Origin of the sequence: Mycobacterium appelbergii (genome assembly GCF_032883035.1) — a bacterium.
Lineage (GTDB): Bacteria > Actinomycetota > Actinomycetes > Mycobacteriales > Mycobacteriaceae > Mycobacterium > Mycobacterium appelbergii.
The window spans coordinates 24,099-37,564 of the sequence record NZ_JAMQTH010000026.1 but is presented as its reverse complement, the minus strand read 5'-3'; the positions used below and the strand labels follow the sequence as shown (position 1 = coordinate 37,564).

The window sequence follows — 13,466 nt, the reverse complement described above, 5'->3', positions numbered from 1 at the left end:
CCAGCACAAAGCCAGCCATCAGGATGTCCACGCAACGGGTCAAACCTAGGGGATGTACTAACGACTTGTAAGCAAGCTCATCATTCTCGGGACCGGAGCTGCCGTGACCGCAGGCATAGCGGTATCGGGCCTGGTCACCGCAGGCATCGCCGGCGCCGACCCCAACCTGGTGGGCTTCCCGTATTCGGATGTCGCGTCGGCGATCGAGGACTCCGGCGGCAGCCCCAAGGTGGCCGTGACGGTCGGCAGCAAGCTGGCTCAGGATGACTGCATCGTCACCAATACCTGGAATGCCCCGACCTTCGAACACACCGGTGGTGTGGTCATGGTGGCGCTGAACTGCGACGGTGACCATGCCACCGCCACCGGCCCCGGCGCATCGGTCGCCAGCCCGGTGGGGCGCGAGGCGAAGGCGGCCGCGGATCAGGCTAAGGCCGCCGAGGAACAGGAACTTGCCACGGTCAGCACACCCGACGAGTAGCCGATCCGCTCCGGGGCGCGCGGCGGATCTGTTCGTGTTGAAGCCACCTGAATGCGGGGCTACATTAACCGTGTTCGGCCATCGTTTCGCGGGTATCCCGCGGGTGATGGACTACGGCACGGAGGTCGGCGTGAAGAAGTTGATGATGACGGGCGTGGGTGTCGCCGGTGTGTTCGCCGCGGCACTGATCCCTGGCGCGGGCATTGCGGCCGCGGCTCCTGACGTCGTGGGACAGACGTATTCGGATGCCGCCACGGCGATCGAAGATGACGGCGGTACGCCCAAGGTCGCGGTCACGGTCGGTAGCAAGCTCTCTCAGGACGATTGCGTTGTGACCAACGCCTGGGACGCACCGTTCATGCGGGACGACGGTGGCGAGTTCACGCACTCCGATAGCGAGGTCATGGTGGCGCTGAACTGCGACGGTGACCATGCCACCGCCACCAGCCCCGGCGCATCGGTCGGCAGCCCGGCGGGCCGCGAGGCCAAGGCTGCCGCTGATGAGGCCGAGAATGCCGAGGAAGGCGAACTCGCCGAGGTCAGCACGCCCGACGAGTAGGGCGTTCGTACTCAGAAATTGGCCACCCGGCCGAGCAGCATGTCGACGCAGTAGTCGATGAACTGCTCGCGGCTGGCCGGTAGGCGCCCGTCCAGATATGCGGTGAACAGGGCGGTCAACGCGCCGATCAGGCTGGTGGCCACCATGGCCTGGCGCACCGGATCGGTGATGCGGGTCAACTTTCGCTGCAGTAGGTCGATGAAGGTCGGCATCCAATCGGCGCCCGAACGGGTCAGCACCGGCTCGGATTCCGGCGCCAGCAGCAGGACCCGTCCGCGGCTGGGGTCGTCCACCATCAGGGCGACGAAGCGTTCGACGGCATCGCGCGGCGTGACCGCCGTGGTGAGGGCAGACATTGCCCTGGTGCAGACGTCGTCGTAGACCGCCCGCACGAACTCGTCGCGATCGCTGAAGCTCTCGTAGAAGTAGCGTTCGGTGAGTTCTGCCTCCCGGCACACCGCCCGCACAGTCAGTCCCGGACCGCCGGATCCGCCGAGCAACTTCACACCGGCGGCCACCAGCTCGTCGCGGCGCAACGCGGTGCGCTCCCGCAGGGGAACCCCCGACCAGCGGCCCCGTCGTTGACCGGACGGCACATGTACTCCTAAGCTCTATGTGACAACGTGCGTAGTCAAAATCGTGTGAGGCTATCGCTTCTGCCGGCAGAAAGTGCACTCGTGACACAAGATACTTCCGAGACATGTCCGGTGACCAGCGACTCCGTGGCAGCCGCGGCCGGGTGCCCGGTCGCACCCGGCGGCTACGACGCGCCGCCGACACCGCTCGGTCCCGATTCGCTGACGTGGAAGTACTTCGGTGATTGGCGCGGCATGCTGCAGGGCCCGTGGGCCGGCTCGATGCAGAACATGCACCCCCAGCTCGGCGCGGCGGTGATGGAGCACTCGATCTTTTTCACCGAGCGCTGGCCCCGGTTGCTGCGCTCGCTGTACCCCATCGGTGGGGTGGTCTTCGACGGCGACCGTGCACCGCAGACAGGCGCCGAGGTCCGCGACTACCACGTCGACATCAAAGGGGTGGATGAGCAGGGGCGCCGCTACCACGCGTTGAATCCCGACGTCTTCTACTGGGCGCATTCGACGTTCTTCGTCGGCACCCTGATCGTGGCCGAACGGCTCGCCGGCGGCATCACCGAGGCGGAAAAACGTCAGCTGTTCGAGGAGCACATCCAGTGGTACTCGATGTACGGCATGAGTATGCGCCCGGTGCCCAAGACCTGGGAGGAATTCCAGGAGTACTGGGAACACATGTGCCGCAACGTGTTAGAGGACAACCAGGCGGTCCGCGATGTGTTGGATCTGAGTGAGCTGCCGAAGCCGCCGTTCGCCGCCAAGCTGCCCGATTGGATGTGGGCTCTGCACCGCAAATACATCCTGCATCCGCTTTTCGTGTGGTTCACCGTCGGGCTGTACCACTCGGCGGTGCGCGAGAGGCTGGGCTACACCTGGTCAGGCCGTGATGAGTTCTGTCATCGGTTGTTGGGCAGGGTGATCGGCAAGGTGTTCACGATGGTGCCCGCTCGGCGCCGCATGCATCCGCGGGCCCGTAGCGCGTGGGACCGTGCCACCGGCCGCCTGCCCGCCGACGCACCGTTGGTGCACACCCCGGCTCGCAACCTGCCGCCCGTCGGTCATCGCGACAACGGGATGCATTACTGCCCGGTGGTCTAACCGGGCCGCTGGGCGGTCCGGAGGCCGACCAGCGCGCTGTACTGCGGGCAGTAGATGCCGACCGCGCCCCACACCAGATTCGTGGCCTGGCCCTTCTTGAGGCCCTTGGCCGTCAACTGGCTCATGATGCCGCGCACCGTGCGTGCGGGTTCGATCTTGCCCGCCTCGACCGTGTCGCAGATCTGACGGCCCACCTGCACGGCCTCCTCGGGAGAATTCGTGGGAATGCCGAGTTCTTCCACGATGGCGAGGAAACGGTCGTCCTCCACGCTGGCGTGTGCGGGCGCCATCCCGAACATCACGGCAGCCGTCAGCGTTGTGGTGCTGATGCCGGCGGCAATGATCCGCATGTTCAATCGCCGCAAGGCCACCCGTGACTCCTTCGTTCAGTCCCTCGGCACAAACGATAAGGGGGGCCACCGGATGCCGCACGACGTGGCACCCGGATCAGCTGTGTGCAGGGGCCTGTGCGCCACGCCGGTAGCGCTCGAGGTAGCGGCTGCGCGCCACAGAACTGATCGGAACCGCTCCCAGCGGGTCGACGTTGAGCAACGCGTCGTCCCCACGTGAGTGATCGATGACGAACTTGCGGAGCTTGAAGCTCGCCGCGCTCAAGCCGAAGGCCAGCACCGTGGCGATGCCTGCGGCAGTGGCAATTCCGGTTTCCAGGGCCAGGCTCGCCACGAACACGCCAAGGGCGACGAAGCCGATCAGGAACAACACATAGCCGATGCCTGGCAAAGGGATGCGGCGAAGAAGTTCACGCATGATCAACAACCTCCTCACATCGCTACGCACACCGTAGCGCTACGGTAAGTGTAGCGTTCAGAGCCGTGGAAGTATTCCCGCGGCCGCCGGCCGGAACCGTCGACGCCAAAATTTCCGACGCGACGCTGAAACTCCTGCGCGCACACGGCCCGCGGGCGGTGACGATGGAAGCGGTCAGCCAGCAGTCGGGGGTGGCCAAAACCACGCTCTACCGGCGTTACCGGGACCGTCGTGAGCTGCTCCGTGCCGCGTTGGCGCCGCTCGGCCACATCAGTCCGGCGAAGACGGAACTGTCCGGCCGGGAGCGCCTGATGTGGGTTGTGCGCCAATCGATCGACGTCGTCGAGTCCGGGATCGGGCTCGGCGGCATGGCAGCACTGCTCACCGACGAAGACCCGGAATTCAACGCACTGTTCCGCGAGATCCTCACCACGAGCCGGTCATGGGGCATCTCGGAATTCATCGAACTTGCCGAGCTCGCGGGCAAGCGGGAGCGCCGGCTGCACGAGATCGACCCGGACCTCGTCATCGACATGATCGTCGGCAGCTACATCGCCGAGCGCGCCAGGAGCGGTCAGGTCAGTCGATCCTGGGCATCGCGTGTCGTCGCGGTGCTGTCGCTGATGCTCGAGCGGGCCTCGTAGCGTCCCCGCTACGCGCGGGCAATGGGGCGGTAATCGGCTGTGCCGATCCTGAACCCATGTCGAGCATCTACGAGCAGATCGGCGGCGCCGAGGCCCTTGAGGTCGTCGTCGAGGACTTCTATGTACGCGTGCTGGCCGACGATCAGTTGGCGAGCTTCTTCACCGGCACCAACATGGCCCGGCTCAAGGGCAGGCAGGTCGAGTTCTTCGCCGCTGCCCTCGGAGGACCGCTGGCGTACTCGGGGGCGTCGATGCGCCAGGTTCATCAGGGCCGTGGCATCACCACGCATCATTTCGAGCTCGTCGCCGGGCATCTCGCCGAAAGCTTGGCCGCGGCCGGTGTTCCCGAGCCCGTCGTCGACCAGATCCTCGGTGCGATCGCGCCGCTGGTCGGTGAGATCGCCACCGCGCGCAGCGCCTGAACTGTGGTGATGGTGACGCGTGGTGCCCCCACTAGGACTCGAACCTAGGACCTGCGGATTAAAAGTCCGTAGCTCTACCAACTGAGCTATAGGGGCGTGAGGAAACAGGATACTTGGTGTGTGCGACCGCTTGAACGACGACCGCCGCAGTGTCCGCGACCTTGTGGTTTGAGGATTTGGGCATCGGTACCCTAAGCTATCGAAGCTCCCAACGTCACAGCGTTGTGAGTACCCCGGAGTGATTCGGATCAGGCCCCCATCGTCTAGTGGCCTAGGACGCCGCCCTTTCACGGCGGTAGCACGGGTTCGAATCCCGTTGGGGGTACGCGACGCGGAAACGCGGAGTATGTATTAAAGCAAGGCCCTGTGGCGCAGTTGGTTAGCGCGCCGCCCTGTCACGGCGGAGGTCGCGGGTTCGAGTCCCGTCAGGGTCGCCATCACGGCGAGGCACTTCGGTTCGCAAGAGCCAAGGCCTTCCGGCCAGGTAGCTCAGTTGGTACGAGCGTCCGCCTGAAAAGCGGAAGGTCGCCGGTTCGATCCCGGCCCTGGCCACTTTAAGAACCACCTGGCGACGGGTGGTTTTTCTCGTTCCTGGGATGTCTCCTGGCACTGCCGACGTGACACGTCGTGGAGCTACTTCGTGACGGCCGGGCGACGTCGACGGATGCTCGTGAACGCGCTCAACGCCTGCTCACCACCACGGCGGCCTTCTGGTGCAGATCGTCGGGCGAGTAGCGCACCCTCAGCTGGGACCCCTTGGTGACTTTGCCGGGGATACGTTGGCGGGTCCATCGGGTCTGTCCAGAGGCGTCGGTGAACCGCACCGTCACCCGCGTGACGTTGGCGTAGTTCACCGAGTAGCTGCGTGCCCTCGTCACGGTCCCGCGGGTGGTCACCCCACTGCGCTCGACCCGGTCCCGCAGCTGCGCGGCTGCGCGTGAGCGGCGGCGCACCAGTTCGATCACGACGATGGCGATGATCCCGCCTGCGACGAACACCGGGAACACGACAAACCCCAGATTCCACGCCATGCCGGACTGGTACACGCCGAGGATCGATCCGGTGCCGGTCGCGACGAAGTACAGCGGCAGCGCCCAGGCCACCACGCGAGAGCTCCCGGTGTCGTCGTCGACACCGAAGGCGTGCAACAGACCACCGCCGACGAGCAGAGGTATCGCGACGAAGATGCAGGCGATCGCGACACCCTGCGGAACCCAGATCGCGTTGTCCGTGCCCACGCCGACCATGCCCCACGACCCGACGAAGCCCCCGACGATGCCGAGCGTCATCAACACGTGCGCGGCGACGCCGCGGGTGCGGTTCGCGCGCCACCAGCGGGTATCGGGGTCGATCAGGCTCATGTGCCCGGTCCCAAGGTCGCCTTGAGCTCCTCGCACCCGAAGAACCCGTCGTCGCCCCCCGTGATCCACGCCCAGGCCGGTATCAGGTCGCCGGTCGGAAGGGCGACACCCCAAACTGCCCCTCCGGCCGGCGCGAACAACAGGAACACCCACCGCGCCAGGTTCCAACGGCGAACGCGCCGATCAAGGGCCACGTCTCCCGGGTACCGTTCGCGACTCATAGGGTGATCTCATCACGGCGGTACCTTCCCGGGTGAACGACGCCTACGTGCCCATCGACGCCATGCCGCTCATGAGCGCAGCCAGGAGAGTGCCGCCGAAGGAGCGGCAGCCCGAGTACGTCGTGGAAGGATCGTGGGGACAGAAGGGGCGCCCTACCTGCGAGCCCATCCGCTTCCGCGACCGCACGCTCTCGTGCCATCCGGTGGCAGACGGCGCGACCCCCGGACCGACGGGAGAAGGTCACCGTGCAGCGCGTACGCCGTTGGCGACTGGCACGTCTTGCGTTCATCATGATCGAGGCCGACCAGTGAGTTGGCGGTGGTGGAACCTGGCCCGGTGGGTTTTCGGACTCGTCGGTCTGGCCGGTCTGGTGGGCGTGTGCATCCTGGTCCCGGCGGACGGGCCCGCGGAGCGGCTCAATTTTGCACTCGTCGGCCTCGTCGTCGGCCTCGCCGGCTGCGGCTACGCGAACCACGAATACCGCGAGGCCCGTTTCGCGCTCGCCCACGTCAGCGAGGGCATCGTCGTCAGCGTCCACGAGGCTCCCAGGGACAGCGAGAGCCCGAACTTCGTGATGTTCTGGGTCGACGCCCGGCTCCCCGATGGCACCGAGCTCCATCGCCGCGTCGACGTACATGGCTGGCCCGATCCGCAGTCTTGGGTCGGGAGGACGATCCGGTTCCGGCACCGCACCGTCGATCCCGAGCTCCTCAAGGATGCCTACCTCGGACCCCACGACAAGAGGGTGACGCTCGAACAGCGAGGGCGATCATGAGCAGTGCTGCGGCACGACGGCTCTGGGAGGCGATCGTCCGCGAGTTCACCCCGCCTGCGATGCCGCGCTCCCGACCGAGCGAAAGGCAGCTCGCCGAGGGCCACCTCGCCGTCGGGGTGATCGACGATGCGATCGAGGACGGTCCCGGCGGCGACGTGCAGGGGCCCGACAGTCTCATCATCAGCGCCGACATTCCGGAGCATGGCATCCTCCACCGAACGGTCGCGTGCCCGCTGTCGATGCCCGGCAGCGGTCGCAACTTGATCGGACAGAGCGTTCCTTTCCGCCACACCACGTTCGACCCGGACTTCGTCAACGACATCCTCGTTGCCCGGTGGCCGCGAGAGGTGAACAGAGCCCTGGAACCGGTTCGGTTCGAAGGTCCGGGAGCGTTGCGTGCTCGCGTGTGGAGCTTCCTGGCCGGCTGCAGCTTCGTGGTCATGTGGGCCGGGATCGTGCTGACGCCGCTGCTGCTCTGCGGCGTGATCTTCGGCGGTGACATGTTCACCGACCTTCCCGCGTGGTTCCACCCCGGCGTCGCACTCGCCACGAGTATCGGTGCAGTGCCGCTGGGATTCATCTTGGTCGCCGTCTGCAACGAACGCATGAACGCCGCCCTGTCACGGTGACACCCATCGGGGTGGACGACCCATCCTGGTGACCTCTGGGTGTCCAACTGACCGCGCGAGCCTGGCCGCGAGCCGGGTCCGTCGTTCACCGGTGCGTATCCACCAGCCTCGCGACCCCCTACCGGACCCAGAATGCGCGTCCCGTTTGTGCCGGCAGACCGCGCCGGCCGCTGCCACCGCCGCCGGATCGAAGCCGGGTGGGACCGGGCCGCCGTCCACCAGAGCCCGCACCAGAGCCTCTTGGCGCTGCGCCAAACTGTCGCGGTCGGTCATACCCACACCTCCCGCGCCCCGGTGGTGATCGGCGCGGTTCCCGCGGCCGCGGCGATCGCGTCCAGCTCCTCGAACAGTTCGGCGGCCGGCGGGTAACGGCCGTCGCGCTCCAGCATGAACGGGGTGTCCACCCGCTGCCGTAGTGCGGTGACCAGATCCAACACCTCCGGTGGAGTTTGATGGGTGTGGGTGTCGTGATAGAAGTCGCCGCCGTCGCGGCCGCCCGCGACGTGGCTGTAGGCGACCCGCTCGACCGGCAGCCGCGCCAGTTCTCGCTGCGGATCGCGGCCCCGGTTGCGGGCGTTGGCGTAGACGTTGGCCACGTCCAGCACCAGCAGCACTCCGGTGCGCTCCACCAGCTCGGTGAGGAACTCCGATTCGCTCAGATCCGATTCGGGCCACTCCACGAAGGAGGCGATGTTCTCCACCGCCAGCGGCACCGGCAGCTCGTGTTGGGTGCGGGCGATGTTCGCGGCCAAGGCGTCGAGGGCCGCGGCGGTGCGGGGGACCGGCAGCAGGTGTCCTGCCTCGATCCCGCCGGCCCGCACGAACGCGATGTGCTCGCTGACCAGTGGAGCTCCGAGGGCCTGTGCGCACGCCGCCAGATGCCGAACCCGCTTGGGCTGCACGGGTTCTGCACCGCCCAGGGAGAGCGCGACTCCGTGGGGTATCACGGGCACGGCGCGCGCGGCCAGGTCGGCCAGCACCGGATCCGGTCGGGCTTTGCGCCGGCGGACGGGCACCGATTCGGCGATCACCTCGCAGAATCCCGGCCGCAGATCGGTGATCACGCCGGCGATCTCGCGTCGCCACCCGATCCCGAGGTCACCCAGGGCGGGCACGGTGCGGGGCGCGGTGCTCATCCGCCGCACCCTCCACAGCCGCCGCAGCCACCGCCGCAACCACCACCGTCGCCGCCGCAGGAGGCGCCACAGCCGCCCCCGTCACCGCCGGAGGAGCCCCCGGACAGATCCACTGCCGTGGAGTAGTCGCCGTCCACCGCCCACAACGCGCCGGTGCCGAACAAGGCCACCGACAGGGCCACCGCGGCCGGACCGTAGGTGGCGAATGCCGGTTGCTTCGCAGGCTCCAGGTAGGAAAGTCGCTCCTGCTCTGCGGCGAGCAACCGACGTCCGGCGCGGGTCAGACGATCCACGCGGAGCAGGCGGGGGACCACCAGCACGCCGTACACCGCGGTGGCGGGCACCATCACGGCGAGGGGCGCGATCTGATCGGGACGATCGGACAGCTGCGTCACGAGGTAGGCGAAGTAGCCCGTGCCGAGCGCCATGATCGCGATCGCCGGTGCCGCACCCCAGCGGATTCTGATGCGCTCGGCGCGAGTTCGCGTGAGTCCCCGCACGCTGAGTCGTTCCTCCAGGGCAGCGAGATCGTCCTGGGAGGCGGCGTACAAGCTGGGCACGGTGTGCTCGGGGTCGGCGGCGGCCCGCTCCAGCATCTGTTCGCTGAACTGGTCGGCATGCGGGCCGGCCGACGCCGCACGATCGACGTGTCGGTCCGCGGTGATCCGCCCATTGCTGCGCAGTACTGCCAGCGCGGTGACCACCGGCGCGATGTCGGATCGGAGGAAGGCCAGTTCTGTCGCGCTGATCGGTTCGGTCACCGGGCGTCTGCGTGGCGTGGTGACGATCCGCCACGCCACCGCGAAGACCGCGGCAGCGGCCAACGCGCCCAGGTAGCCGTACGTCGAGCCGGTCATCAGGTCATCGATCGACATCGCCTGCACCTCCTGTGTGTTCGGTTCGGCTCATCGTGATCGGGCGCTGCCGCTACCGGTCCCAACTTCTCGGTGCACGAACGTCACACGCGCGTCATCGGTAACATCGCCCTCAGGGGTATCGATAAACACATATGTCGCAGCTGTTCGGGGGTGAAATCGTGCGTCGGGTGGCCGTGTATTGCGCCGCGCTCCGCAGAATGTCGGCGTTCAGCGGCCGGTTGGTCGGCGGCGCTGTGCTGGCGCTCGTGGTTGCCGGCGGCGGGATCATCCCGACCGTCGCGCACGCGGCCCCACCGGTGGCCTCCAAGGATTTCTCCAAGCCGGCAATCGTGATCCTGGGCTACGGCCTCAAACCCGACGGCTCGATGCGCACCATCCTGTACCACCGTGTGCTGACCGGGCTGATGATCGCGCAGTCGTTCCCGCAGTCTCCGGTCATCGTCACCGGCGGGAACCCGCGGAACGGTAAAACCGAGGCCGGGCAGATGCGCAATCTGCTTCTCACGCTGGGCTTCCCGGCCAACCGCATCATCGTCGAGGATCGGGCGAACAGCACGGTGCAGAACGCGCAGTTCTCGGTTCCGCTGGCCAAGGAAGCGGGCACCTCGGGCATCATTCTGGTGACCTCGTCGACGCATCAGGGCCGCGCCGACCAGAACTTCGCCGACGCGGGCGGCAACATGCTGGCCACGGTGAGCTTCCCGGACGGGAATCCGTCGGTGAACATCGCCCAGTTCGTCCGCGATGTGCTGAGCCCGTTCACCGCGATCGGCTGATCCGCAAGCGGCGGGGATGGAAGTAGCCGAGCACTCCCTTTGATCGCGGTGTCAGCGGCCGCGACCGGCCGAGCACAGCTGATCGCCCGTCCAGATCAGTAGGGCCAAAGCGCCCAGGCCTGCACCAAGGACGCATACAGCTCCCCAGCCCCAGGTGCTGTATGCCAAAGTTGCCGCAACCGCCCCACCGCCTGTACCGACGGCGAAGTAAACGGTGTTTCCGGCGATGAGTTGACTGGCGGAGGCCGGGTCGGTCGCCACAATGAGGTGCTGGTTGGTGACGCTGAGGGCCTGTCCGGCCAGATTGAGGATTACGATCCCGATCCCCAGCACGAGCAGAGAATTCGTCAGGTAGGCGATCGGTACCCAGGACAGCGTGAAAAGACCCAGGGCGATACCGGTGACCCACTGCGCTCGACCCTGGTCGGCCAGGGCGCCGGCGCGAGCGGCGCCGATCGCCCCTGCGACGCCGGCACACCCGAACAGTCCCACCTCGGTGGTGGAAAGATGCCACGGTGAGGATGTCAATGGCAGCGCCATCGAACCCCACAGCGCACCGAACCCGCCGAAGATGAGCAGCGTGATGAGCGCGCGAACACGGAATACACGTTCGTGAATCGTCAGCCTGATCACCGAGGTGACCAGTCGGCCGTAGGCGGCGGCAGGATGGACCACTTCCGATGGCAGTGCCCGAGCCAGCACAAGCGCGAGTACCAGCATGAGAATCGCCGACATCACATACACCGCACGCCAATTGAGCGCATCGGCAAGCGCTCCAGAAATTGTTCGGGCCGCCAAGATGCCGATCACGACTCCACTGGTGACGATTCCGATGACGCGGCCGCGCATCTGCGGGCTGCTCGATGCGGCCGCGAAGGCGTTGATGACTTGTTGTACGACCGACGTCACTCCGACGACGCCACAGGCGACCAGGAAGGTCTGTGGACCGGGCGACATGGCGAGCGCGGCGAGGGCGGCCGCTGAGATGATGCAACCCGCGACGATAAGCAACCTTCGGTTGACGAGATCGCCGAGGGGCACGATCCAAATCAGCCCCAGGAAGTAGCCGGCCTGGGTCACCGTGGTTACCAGCCCCAGTCCGGCGGGTCCGACCTTGAAGTCACGACCGATCTGTTGCAGCAGCGGCTGGGCATAGTAGATGTTGGCGACCGCGACCCCGGACGCGACGGCCAGCAGAACCGCGAGCCCAATGGTGATCGGGGCCCGTTCTTCTATGTCGGCCGTCGCGACGCCGTGTCTACCGGGAGAGCAGGACATCGTCCAGAAGACTGTTGTGCCACAGGCTTTTCAGGATGGGTCTGTTCACATCCATCGTGTCTTCATCCCTGCTTTCGCAGCTGGTTCGAATTAGTTGTCGGCGTCGCAGTATGAACGTGAACTTCAGATCCTGACCTGGGCAGCAAGTGTTGCGACGGCCGCCATCGATTCCTGCTGCATCTCGGGTCCGAAGGTGATTCGCGTGACGCCCAATTCCGCCAGCTCGGCTACCGCTTCCTTGGAGACCTTGGCTGCCATGTTGAGCGGGCCTGGGATGCCTTCCCGCAGTGCCGGAAACGCCCCAAGTGGTGCCAAGATCGGATAAACGCAGTCAGCGCCGGCTGCCACGTACAAACGACCGCGTTCGACCGCGTCCGCTGGATCGCCGTTTCCGAACAGGAAGGTGTCGACGCGCGCATTGATGAATACGTCAGCACCGGATTCTGCGCAGACTTCTGCGAGCCAGTCGGCGTGTTTGTGCGGGTCCTTCAGCTTCCCGTGTTCGGAGTCCTCCAGATTGCAACCGACGGCGCCAACCTCCATGAGCCGTCCGATCAGCTCGCGGGGACTGAGACCGTAACCGTGTTCGATGTCGGCCGATACCGGCACCGAGACGGCACGGACAATCCGACCGACGGCGGTGAACATCTCGTCGGTGGGCGTCGAACCATCTTGGTAGCCAAGCGATGCGGCGATGCCCATGCTGGGGGTGGCCAGCGCGGGGTAACCGGCGTCGGCCAGAGCCTGTGCGCTGCCGGCATCCCATGGCCCGGGCAGGACAAGCGGCTCACCGGCAACGCGGCCCTCATGCAGGGCGCGGAAAGTGGATGCGGCGGTCATTCTGGCTGTTCCTTCGCGCTATCGAGCGGTGATGTGGGTGACGGATTACTCAAACGGCTAGATCGGTGGGCTAGGAACTGGGCGGCGTGTAGTGCCCTGGAACCATCCGGGTAGAGATCCCGAATCGATTCCACGCGTTGATCATCGTGATTGCACCGATGAGATACACCAGCTCTGTCTCGCTGAATTCTTCGGCAGCTTTGGCATAGACCTCGTCGGGAACACCCGCCTGGGTGATCACGGTGATCGCCTCAGTCAACTCGATGGCCGCGATCTCCTTGGCCGTGTAGAAATGCTTGGACTCACGCCACCCGTCCAGCTGGATGATCCTGTCGACCGACTCCCCGGCCGCCAACGCGTCTTTGGTGTGCATATCGATGCAGTAGGCGCAGCGGTTGACTTGCGACGAGCGTATTTTCACCAGGTGGAGCACCTTCGCCTCCACGCCTTGTCCGGTTACGGTGTCGAGTCGGGCCATGGCTTTGAAGACGTCAGGGCCGAGTTTCATCCAGTCCAGCCGCGGAAGGTCTTCTGCGAGCCGCGAAGTGGTGTCTGCTACATCATTGGTGGTCATGAAACCACGGTATGCTGGATGTGGCCCGTTGCTGTGGGCCATTCCTTGCTCTATCGTCTGGGCCATTTCTGGTGGCGAGGCAGTCTTCTGGGCGACGCTGGGGGCGCACTGTGCCGCTGCTGCGACCCGTTCACTGCGATCGGCCGGATTGCAGGACTACGCTGCCGGTATGGGCCGGATGGTGATCGGTTTCTGGGTGCTGGCGGTGGTGTTCGCGCCGGCAGCCTCGGCCGAGCCTGCCGATCGCGACCCCACGGGCGTGTACTCCGGCGGCCCGGTGCCCACGGTGAACGGGGTGCCCTGCGTTGCCGGTCACCTGGGGACCTGCCTGAGTTTCGAGCAGAATCAGCCCAGCGCCAGACCGACGCCGCGTACCGGCCTAGGCCACAGCCCGACGGTGCGCCGCTGAGCCGCACCGGAGTCGCCTACGATGGC

The 13,466-nt window shown here is 66.3% G+C and carries 19 protein-coding genes and 4 tRNA genes; 12 read left to right on the top strand and 11 right to left on the bottom strand.

The genetic code is table 11. The annotated features are described in order from the left end of the window. Nucleotides 1-103: 103 nt before the first annotated feature. Together M1247_RS36100 and M1247_RS36095 are read left to right on the top strand one after the other, a co-directional pair. Nucleotides 104-481, top strand: a complete 378-nt coding sequence (locus M1247_RS36100; protein ID WP_317161264.1) for a hypothetical protein — start codon at nt 104-106, stop codon at nt 479-481. A gap of 142 nt (nt 482-623) precedes the next feature. Further along, nucleotides 624-1,040 carry a hypothetical protein gene (locus M1247_RS36095; protein WP_317161266.1) on the top strand — a complete coding sequence of 139 codons (417 nt, stop codon included), beginning with the start codon at nt 624-626 and terminating at the stop codon, nt 1,038-1,040. 11 nt (nt 1,041-1,051) lie between these two features. Here M1247_RS36095 and M1247_RS36090 read toward each other — a convergent pair whose 3' ends face one another. Then, nucleotides 1,052-1,636, bottom strand: a complete 585-nt coding sequence (locus tag M1247_RS36090; RefSeq protein ID WP_317161263.1) for a TetR/AcrR family transcriptional regulator — start codon at nt 1,634-1,636, stop codon at nt 1,052-1,054. Nucleotides 1,637-1,717: 81 nt separating this feature from the next. Between M1247_RS36090 and M1247_RS36085 the strand changes: the two genes are divergently transcribed. Further along, on the top strand, nt 1,718-2,728 hold the full coding sequence (locus M1247_RS36085; protein WP_317161262.1) for an oxygenase MpaB family protein: 1,011 nt from the start codon (nt 1,718-1,720) through the stop codon (nt 2,726-2,728). Here the strand turns inward: M1247_RS36085 and M1247_RS36080 are convergent. Both M1247_RS36080 and M1247_RS36075 read right to left on the bottom strand, forming a co-directional pair. After that, the gene (locus M1247_RS36080; RefSeq protein WP_317161261.1) at nt 2,725-3,099 is read right to left on the bottom strand and encodes a DUF732 domain-containing protein; all 375 of its coding nucleotides are present in this window, start codon (nt 3,097-3,099) and stop codon (nt 2,725-2,727) included. The genes M1247_RS36085 and M1247_RS36080 overlap by 4 nt on opposite strands. Nucleotides 3,100-3,175: 76 nt before the next feature. Further along, the gene (locus M1247_RS36075) at nt 3,176-3,496 is read right to left on the bottom strand and encodes a hypothetical protein (protein ID WP_317161260.1); all 321 of its coding nucleotides are present in this window, start codon (nt 3,494-3,496) and stop codon (nt 3,176-3,178) included. Between the two features lie 65 nt (nt 3,497-3,561). Between M1247_RS36075 and M1247_RS36070 the strand changes: the two genes are divergently transcribed. Then, a complete protein-coding gene (locus M1247_RS36070) occupies nt 3,562-4,140 on the top strand; it encodes a TetR/AcrR family transcriptional regulator (protein WP_317161259.1) in 579 nt (192 codons plus the stop codon). A 56-nt stretch (nt 4,141-4,196) separates the two neighbouring features. Beyond that, a complete protein-coding gene (locus tag M1247_RS36065) occupies nt 4,197-4,562 on the top strand; it encodes a group I truncated hemoglobin (protein WP_317161258.1) in 366 nt (121 codons plus the stop codon). A 20-nt stretch (nt 4,563-4,582) separates the two neighbouring features. On the opposite strand, the gene M1247_RS36060 is transcribed toward M1247_RS36065, so the two are convergent. After that, nucleotides 4,583-4,658 (bottom strand) — tRNA-Lys (locus M1247_RS36060). A gap of 156 nt (nt 4,659-4,814) precedes the next feature. On the opposite strand from M1247_RS36060, the gene M1247_RS36055 reads away from it, so the two are divergent. The 3 genes from M1247_RS36055 (at nt 4,815) to M1247_RS36045 (ending at nt 5,114) form a co-directional block, all read left to right on the top strand. After that, nucleotides 4,815-4,887 (top strand) — tRNA-Glu (locus M1247_RS36055). A gap of 35 nt (nt 4,888-4,922) precedes the next feature. Then, nucleotides 4,923-4,999: transfer RNA gene (locus tag M1247_RS36050), tRNA-Asp, on the top strand. A gap of 41 nt (nt 5,000-5,040) precedes the next feature. Next, nucleotides 5,041-5,114 (top strand) — tRNA-Phe (locus M1247_RS36045). Nucleotides 5,115-5,242: 128 nt separating this feature from the next. On the opposite strand, the gene M1247_RS36040 is transcribed toward M1247_RS36045, so the two are convergent. Then, complete coding sequence (locus tag M1247_RS36040) at nt 5,243-5,923, bottom strand: hypothetical protein (protein WP_317161257.1); 681 nt, start codon at nt 5,921-5,923, stop codon at nt 5,243-5,245. After that, entirely contained in the window at nt 5,920-6,144 is a 225-nt protein-coding gene (locus tag M1247_RS36035; RefSeq protein ID WP_317161256.1) for a hypothetical protein, read from the bottom strand. Before M1247_RS36035 ends, M1247_RS36040 begins: the two co-directional genes overlap by 4 nt. A 308-nt stretch (nt 6,145-6,452) precedes the next feature. On the opposite strand from M1247_RS36035, the gene M1247_RS36030 reads away from it, so the two are divergent. Together M1247_RS36030 and M1247_RS36025 are read left to right on the top strand one after the other, a co-directional pair. Beyond that, a complete protein-coding gene (locus M1247_RS36030) occupies nt 6,453-6,920 on the top strand; it encodes a hypothetical protein (protein ID WP_317161255.1) in 468 nt (155 codons plus the stop codon). Further along, a complete protein-coding gene (locus M1247_RS36025) occupies nt 6,917-7,549 on the top strand; it encodes a hypothetical protein (RefSeq protein WP_317161254.1) in 633 nt (210 codons plus the stop codon). The genes M1247_RS36030 and M1247_RS36025 overlap by 4 nt, the downstream gene beginning before the upstream one ends. Before the next feature lie 269 nt (nt 7,550-7,818). Here M1247_RS36025 and M1247_RS36020 read toward each other — a convergent pair whose 3' ends face one another. Continuing rightward, nucleotides 7,819-8,685 (bottom strand): MbnB/TglH/ChrH family RiPP precursor modification enzyme, encoded by an 867-nt coding sequence (locus tag M1247_RS36020; RefSeq protein WP_317161253.1) that lies wholly within the window; start codon nt 8,683-8,685, stop codon nt 7,819-7,821. Continuing rightward, the gene (locus M1247_RS36015; RefSeq protein ID WP_317161252.1) at nt 8,682-9,560 is read right to left on the bottom strand and encodes a TIGR04222 domain-containing membrane protein; all 879 of its coding nucleotides are present in this window, start codon (nt 9,558-9,560) and stop codon (nt 8,682-8,684) included. Before M1247_RS36015 ends, M1247_RS36020 begins: the two co-directional genes overlap by 4 nt. Nucleotides 9,561-9,694: 134 nt before the next feature. On the opposite strand from M1247_RS36015, the gene M1247_RS36010 reads away from it, so the two are divergent. Continuing rightward, nucleotides 9,695-10,339 carry a YdcF family protein gene (locus tag M1247_RS36010; protein ID WP_317161251.1) on the top strand — a complete coding sequence of 215 codons (645 nt, stop codon included), beginning with the start codon at nt 9,695-9,697 and terminating at the stop codon, nt 10,337-10,339. Nucleotides 10,340-10,390: 51 nt separating this feature from the next. Here the strand turns inward: M1247_RS36010 and M1247_RS36005 are convergent, their stop codons facing one another. The 3 genes from M1247_RS36005 to M1247_RS35995 all read right to left on the bottom strand — a co-directional run bounded on the left by M1247_RS36005 (nt 10,391) and on the right by M1247_RS35995 (nt 13,031). Beyond that, nucleotides 10,391-11,617: an MFS transporter gene (locus tag M1247_RS36005; RefSeq protein ID WP_317161250.1), complete on the bottom strand. Its 1,227-nt coding sequence runs from the start codon at nt 11,615-11,617 to the stop codon at nt 10,391-10,393. A 123-nt stretch (nt 11,618-11,740) separates the two neighbouring features. Beyond that, nucleotides 11,741-12,457, bottom strand: coding sequence for an isocitrate lyase/PEP mutase family protein (locus M1247_RS36000; protein ID WP_317161249.1), 717 nt, complete (start codon nt 12,455-12,457; stop codon nt 11,741-11,743). A 70-nt stretch (nt 12,458-12,527) separates the two neighbouring features. Further along, nucleotides 12,528-13,031 carry a carboxymuconolactone decarboxylase family protein gene (locus M1247_RS35995; protein WP_317161248.1) on the bottom strand — a complete coding sequence of 168 codons (504 nt, stop codon included), beginning with the start codon at nt 13,029-13,031 and terminating at the stop codon, nt 12,528-12,530. 169 nt (nt 13,032-13,200) lie between these two features. Between M1247_RS35995 and M1247_RS35990 the strand changes: the two genes are divergently transcribed. Continuing rightward, nucleotides 13,201-13,440 (top strand): hypothetical protein, encoded by a 240-nt coding sequence (locus M1247_RS35990; RefSeq protein ID WP_317161247.1) that lies wholly within the window; start codon nt 13,201-13,203, stop codon nt 13,438-13,440. The last annotated feature ends 26 nt before the right edge of the window (nt 13,441-13,466 follow it).

Bases quoted from the DNA above. Each gene is read 5' to 3' on its own strand.
- M1247_RS36095 (WP_317161266.1), top strand. From the start codon at position 624: ATGATGACGGGCGTGGGTGTCGCCGGTGTGTTCGCCGCGGCACTGATC.
- M1247_RS36020 (WP_317161253.1), bottom strand. From the start codon at position 8,685: ATGAGCACCGCGCCCCGCACCGTGCCCGCCCTGGGTGACCTCGGGATC.
- M1247_RS36010 (WP_317161251.1), top strand. From the start codon at position 9,695: ATGTCGCAGCTGTTCGGGGGTGAAATCGTGCGTCGGGTGGCCGTGTAT.
- M1247_RS36025 (WP_317161254.1), top strand. From the start codon at position 6,917: ATGAGCAGTGCTGCGGCACGACGGCTCTGGGAGGCGATCGTCCGCGAG.
- M1247_RS35995 (WP_317161248.1), bottom strand. From the start codon at position 13,031: ATGACCACCAATGATGTAGCAGACACCACTTCGCGGCTCGCAGAAGAC.
- M1247_RS36005 (WP_317161250.1), bottom strand. From the start codon at position 11,617: ATGTCCTGCTCTCCCGGTAGACACGGCGTCGCGACGGCCGACATAGAA.
- M1247_RS36000 (WP_317161249.1), bottom strand. From the start codon at position 12,457: ATGACCGCCGCATCCACTTTCCGCGCCCTGCATGAGGGCCGCGTTGCC.
- M1247_RS35990 (WP_317161247.1), top strand. From the start codon at position 13,201: ATGGGCCGGATGGTGATCGGTTTCTGGGTGCTGGCGGTGGTGTTCGCG.
- M1247_RS36075 (WP_317161260.1), bottom strand. From the start codon at position 3,496: ATGCGTGAACTTCTTCGCCGCATCCCTTTGCCAGGCATCGGCTATGTG.
- M1247_RS36065 (WP_317161258.1), top strand. From the start codon at position 4,197: ATGTCGAGCATCTACGAGCAGATCGGCGGCGCCGAGGCCCTTGAGGTC.
- M1247_RS36035 (WP_317161256.1), bottom strand. From the start codon at position 6,144: ATGAGTCGCGAACGGTACCCGGGAGACGTGGCCCTTGATCGGCGCGTT.
- M1247_RS36015 (WP_317161252.1), bottom strand. From the start codon at position 9,560: ATGTCGATCGATGACCTGATGACCGGCTCGACGTACGGCTACCTGGGC.
- M1247_RS36040 (WP_317161257.1), bottom strand. From the start codon at position 5,923: ATGAGCCTGATCGACCCCGATACCCGCTGGTGGCGCGCGAACCGCACC.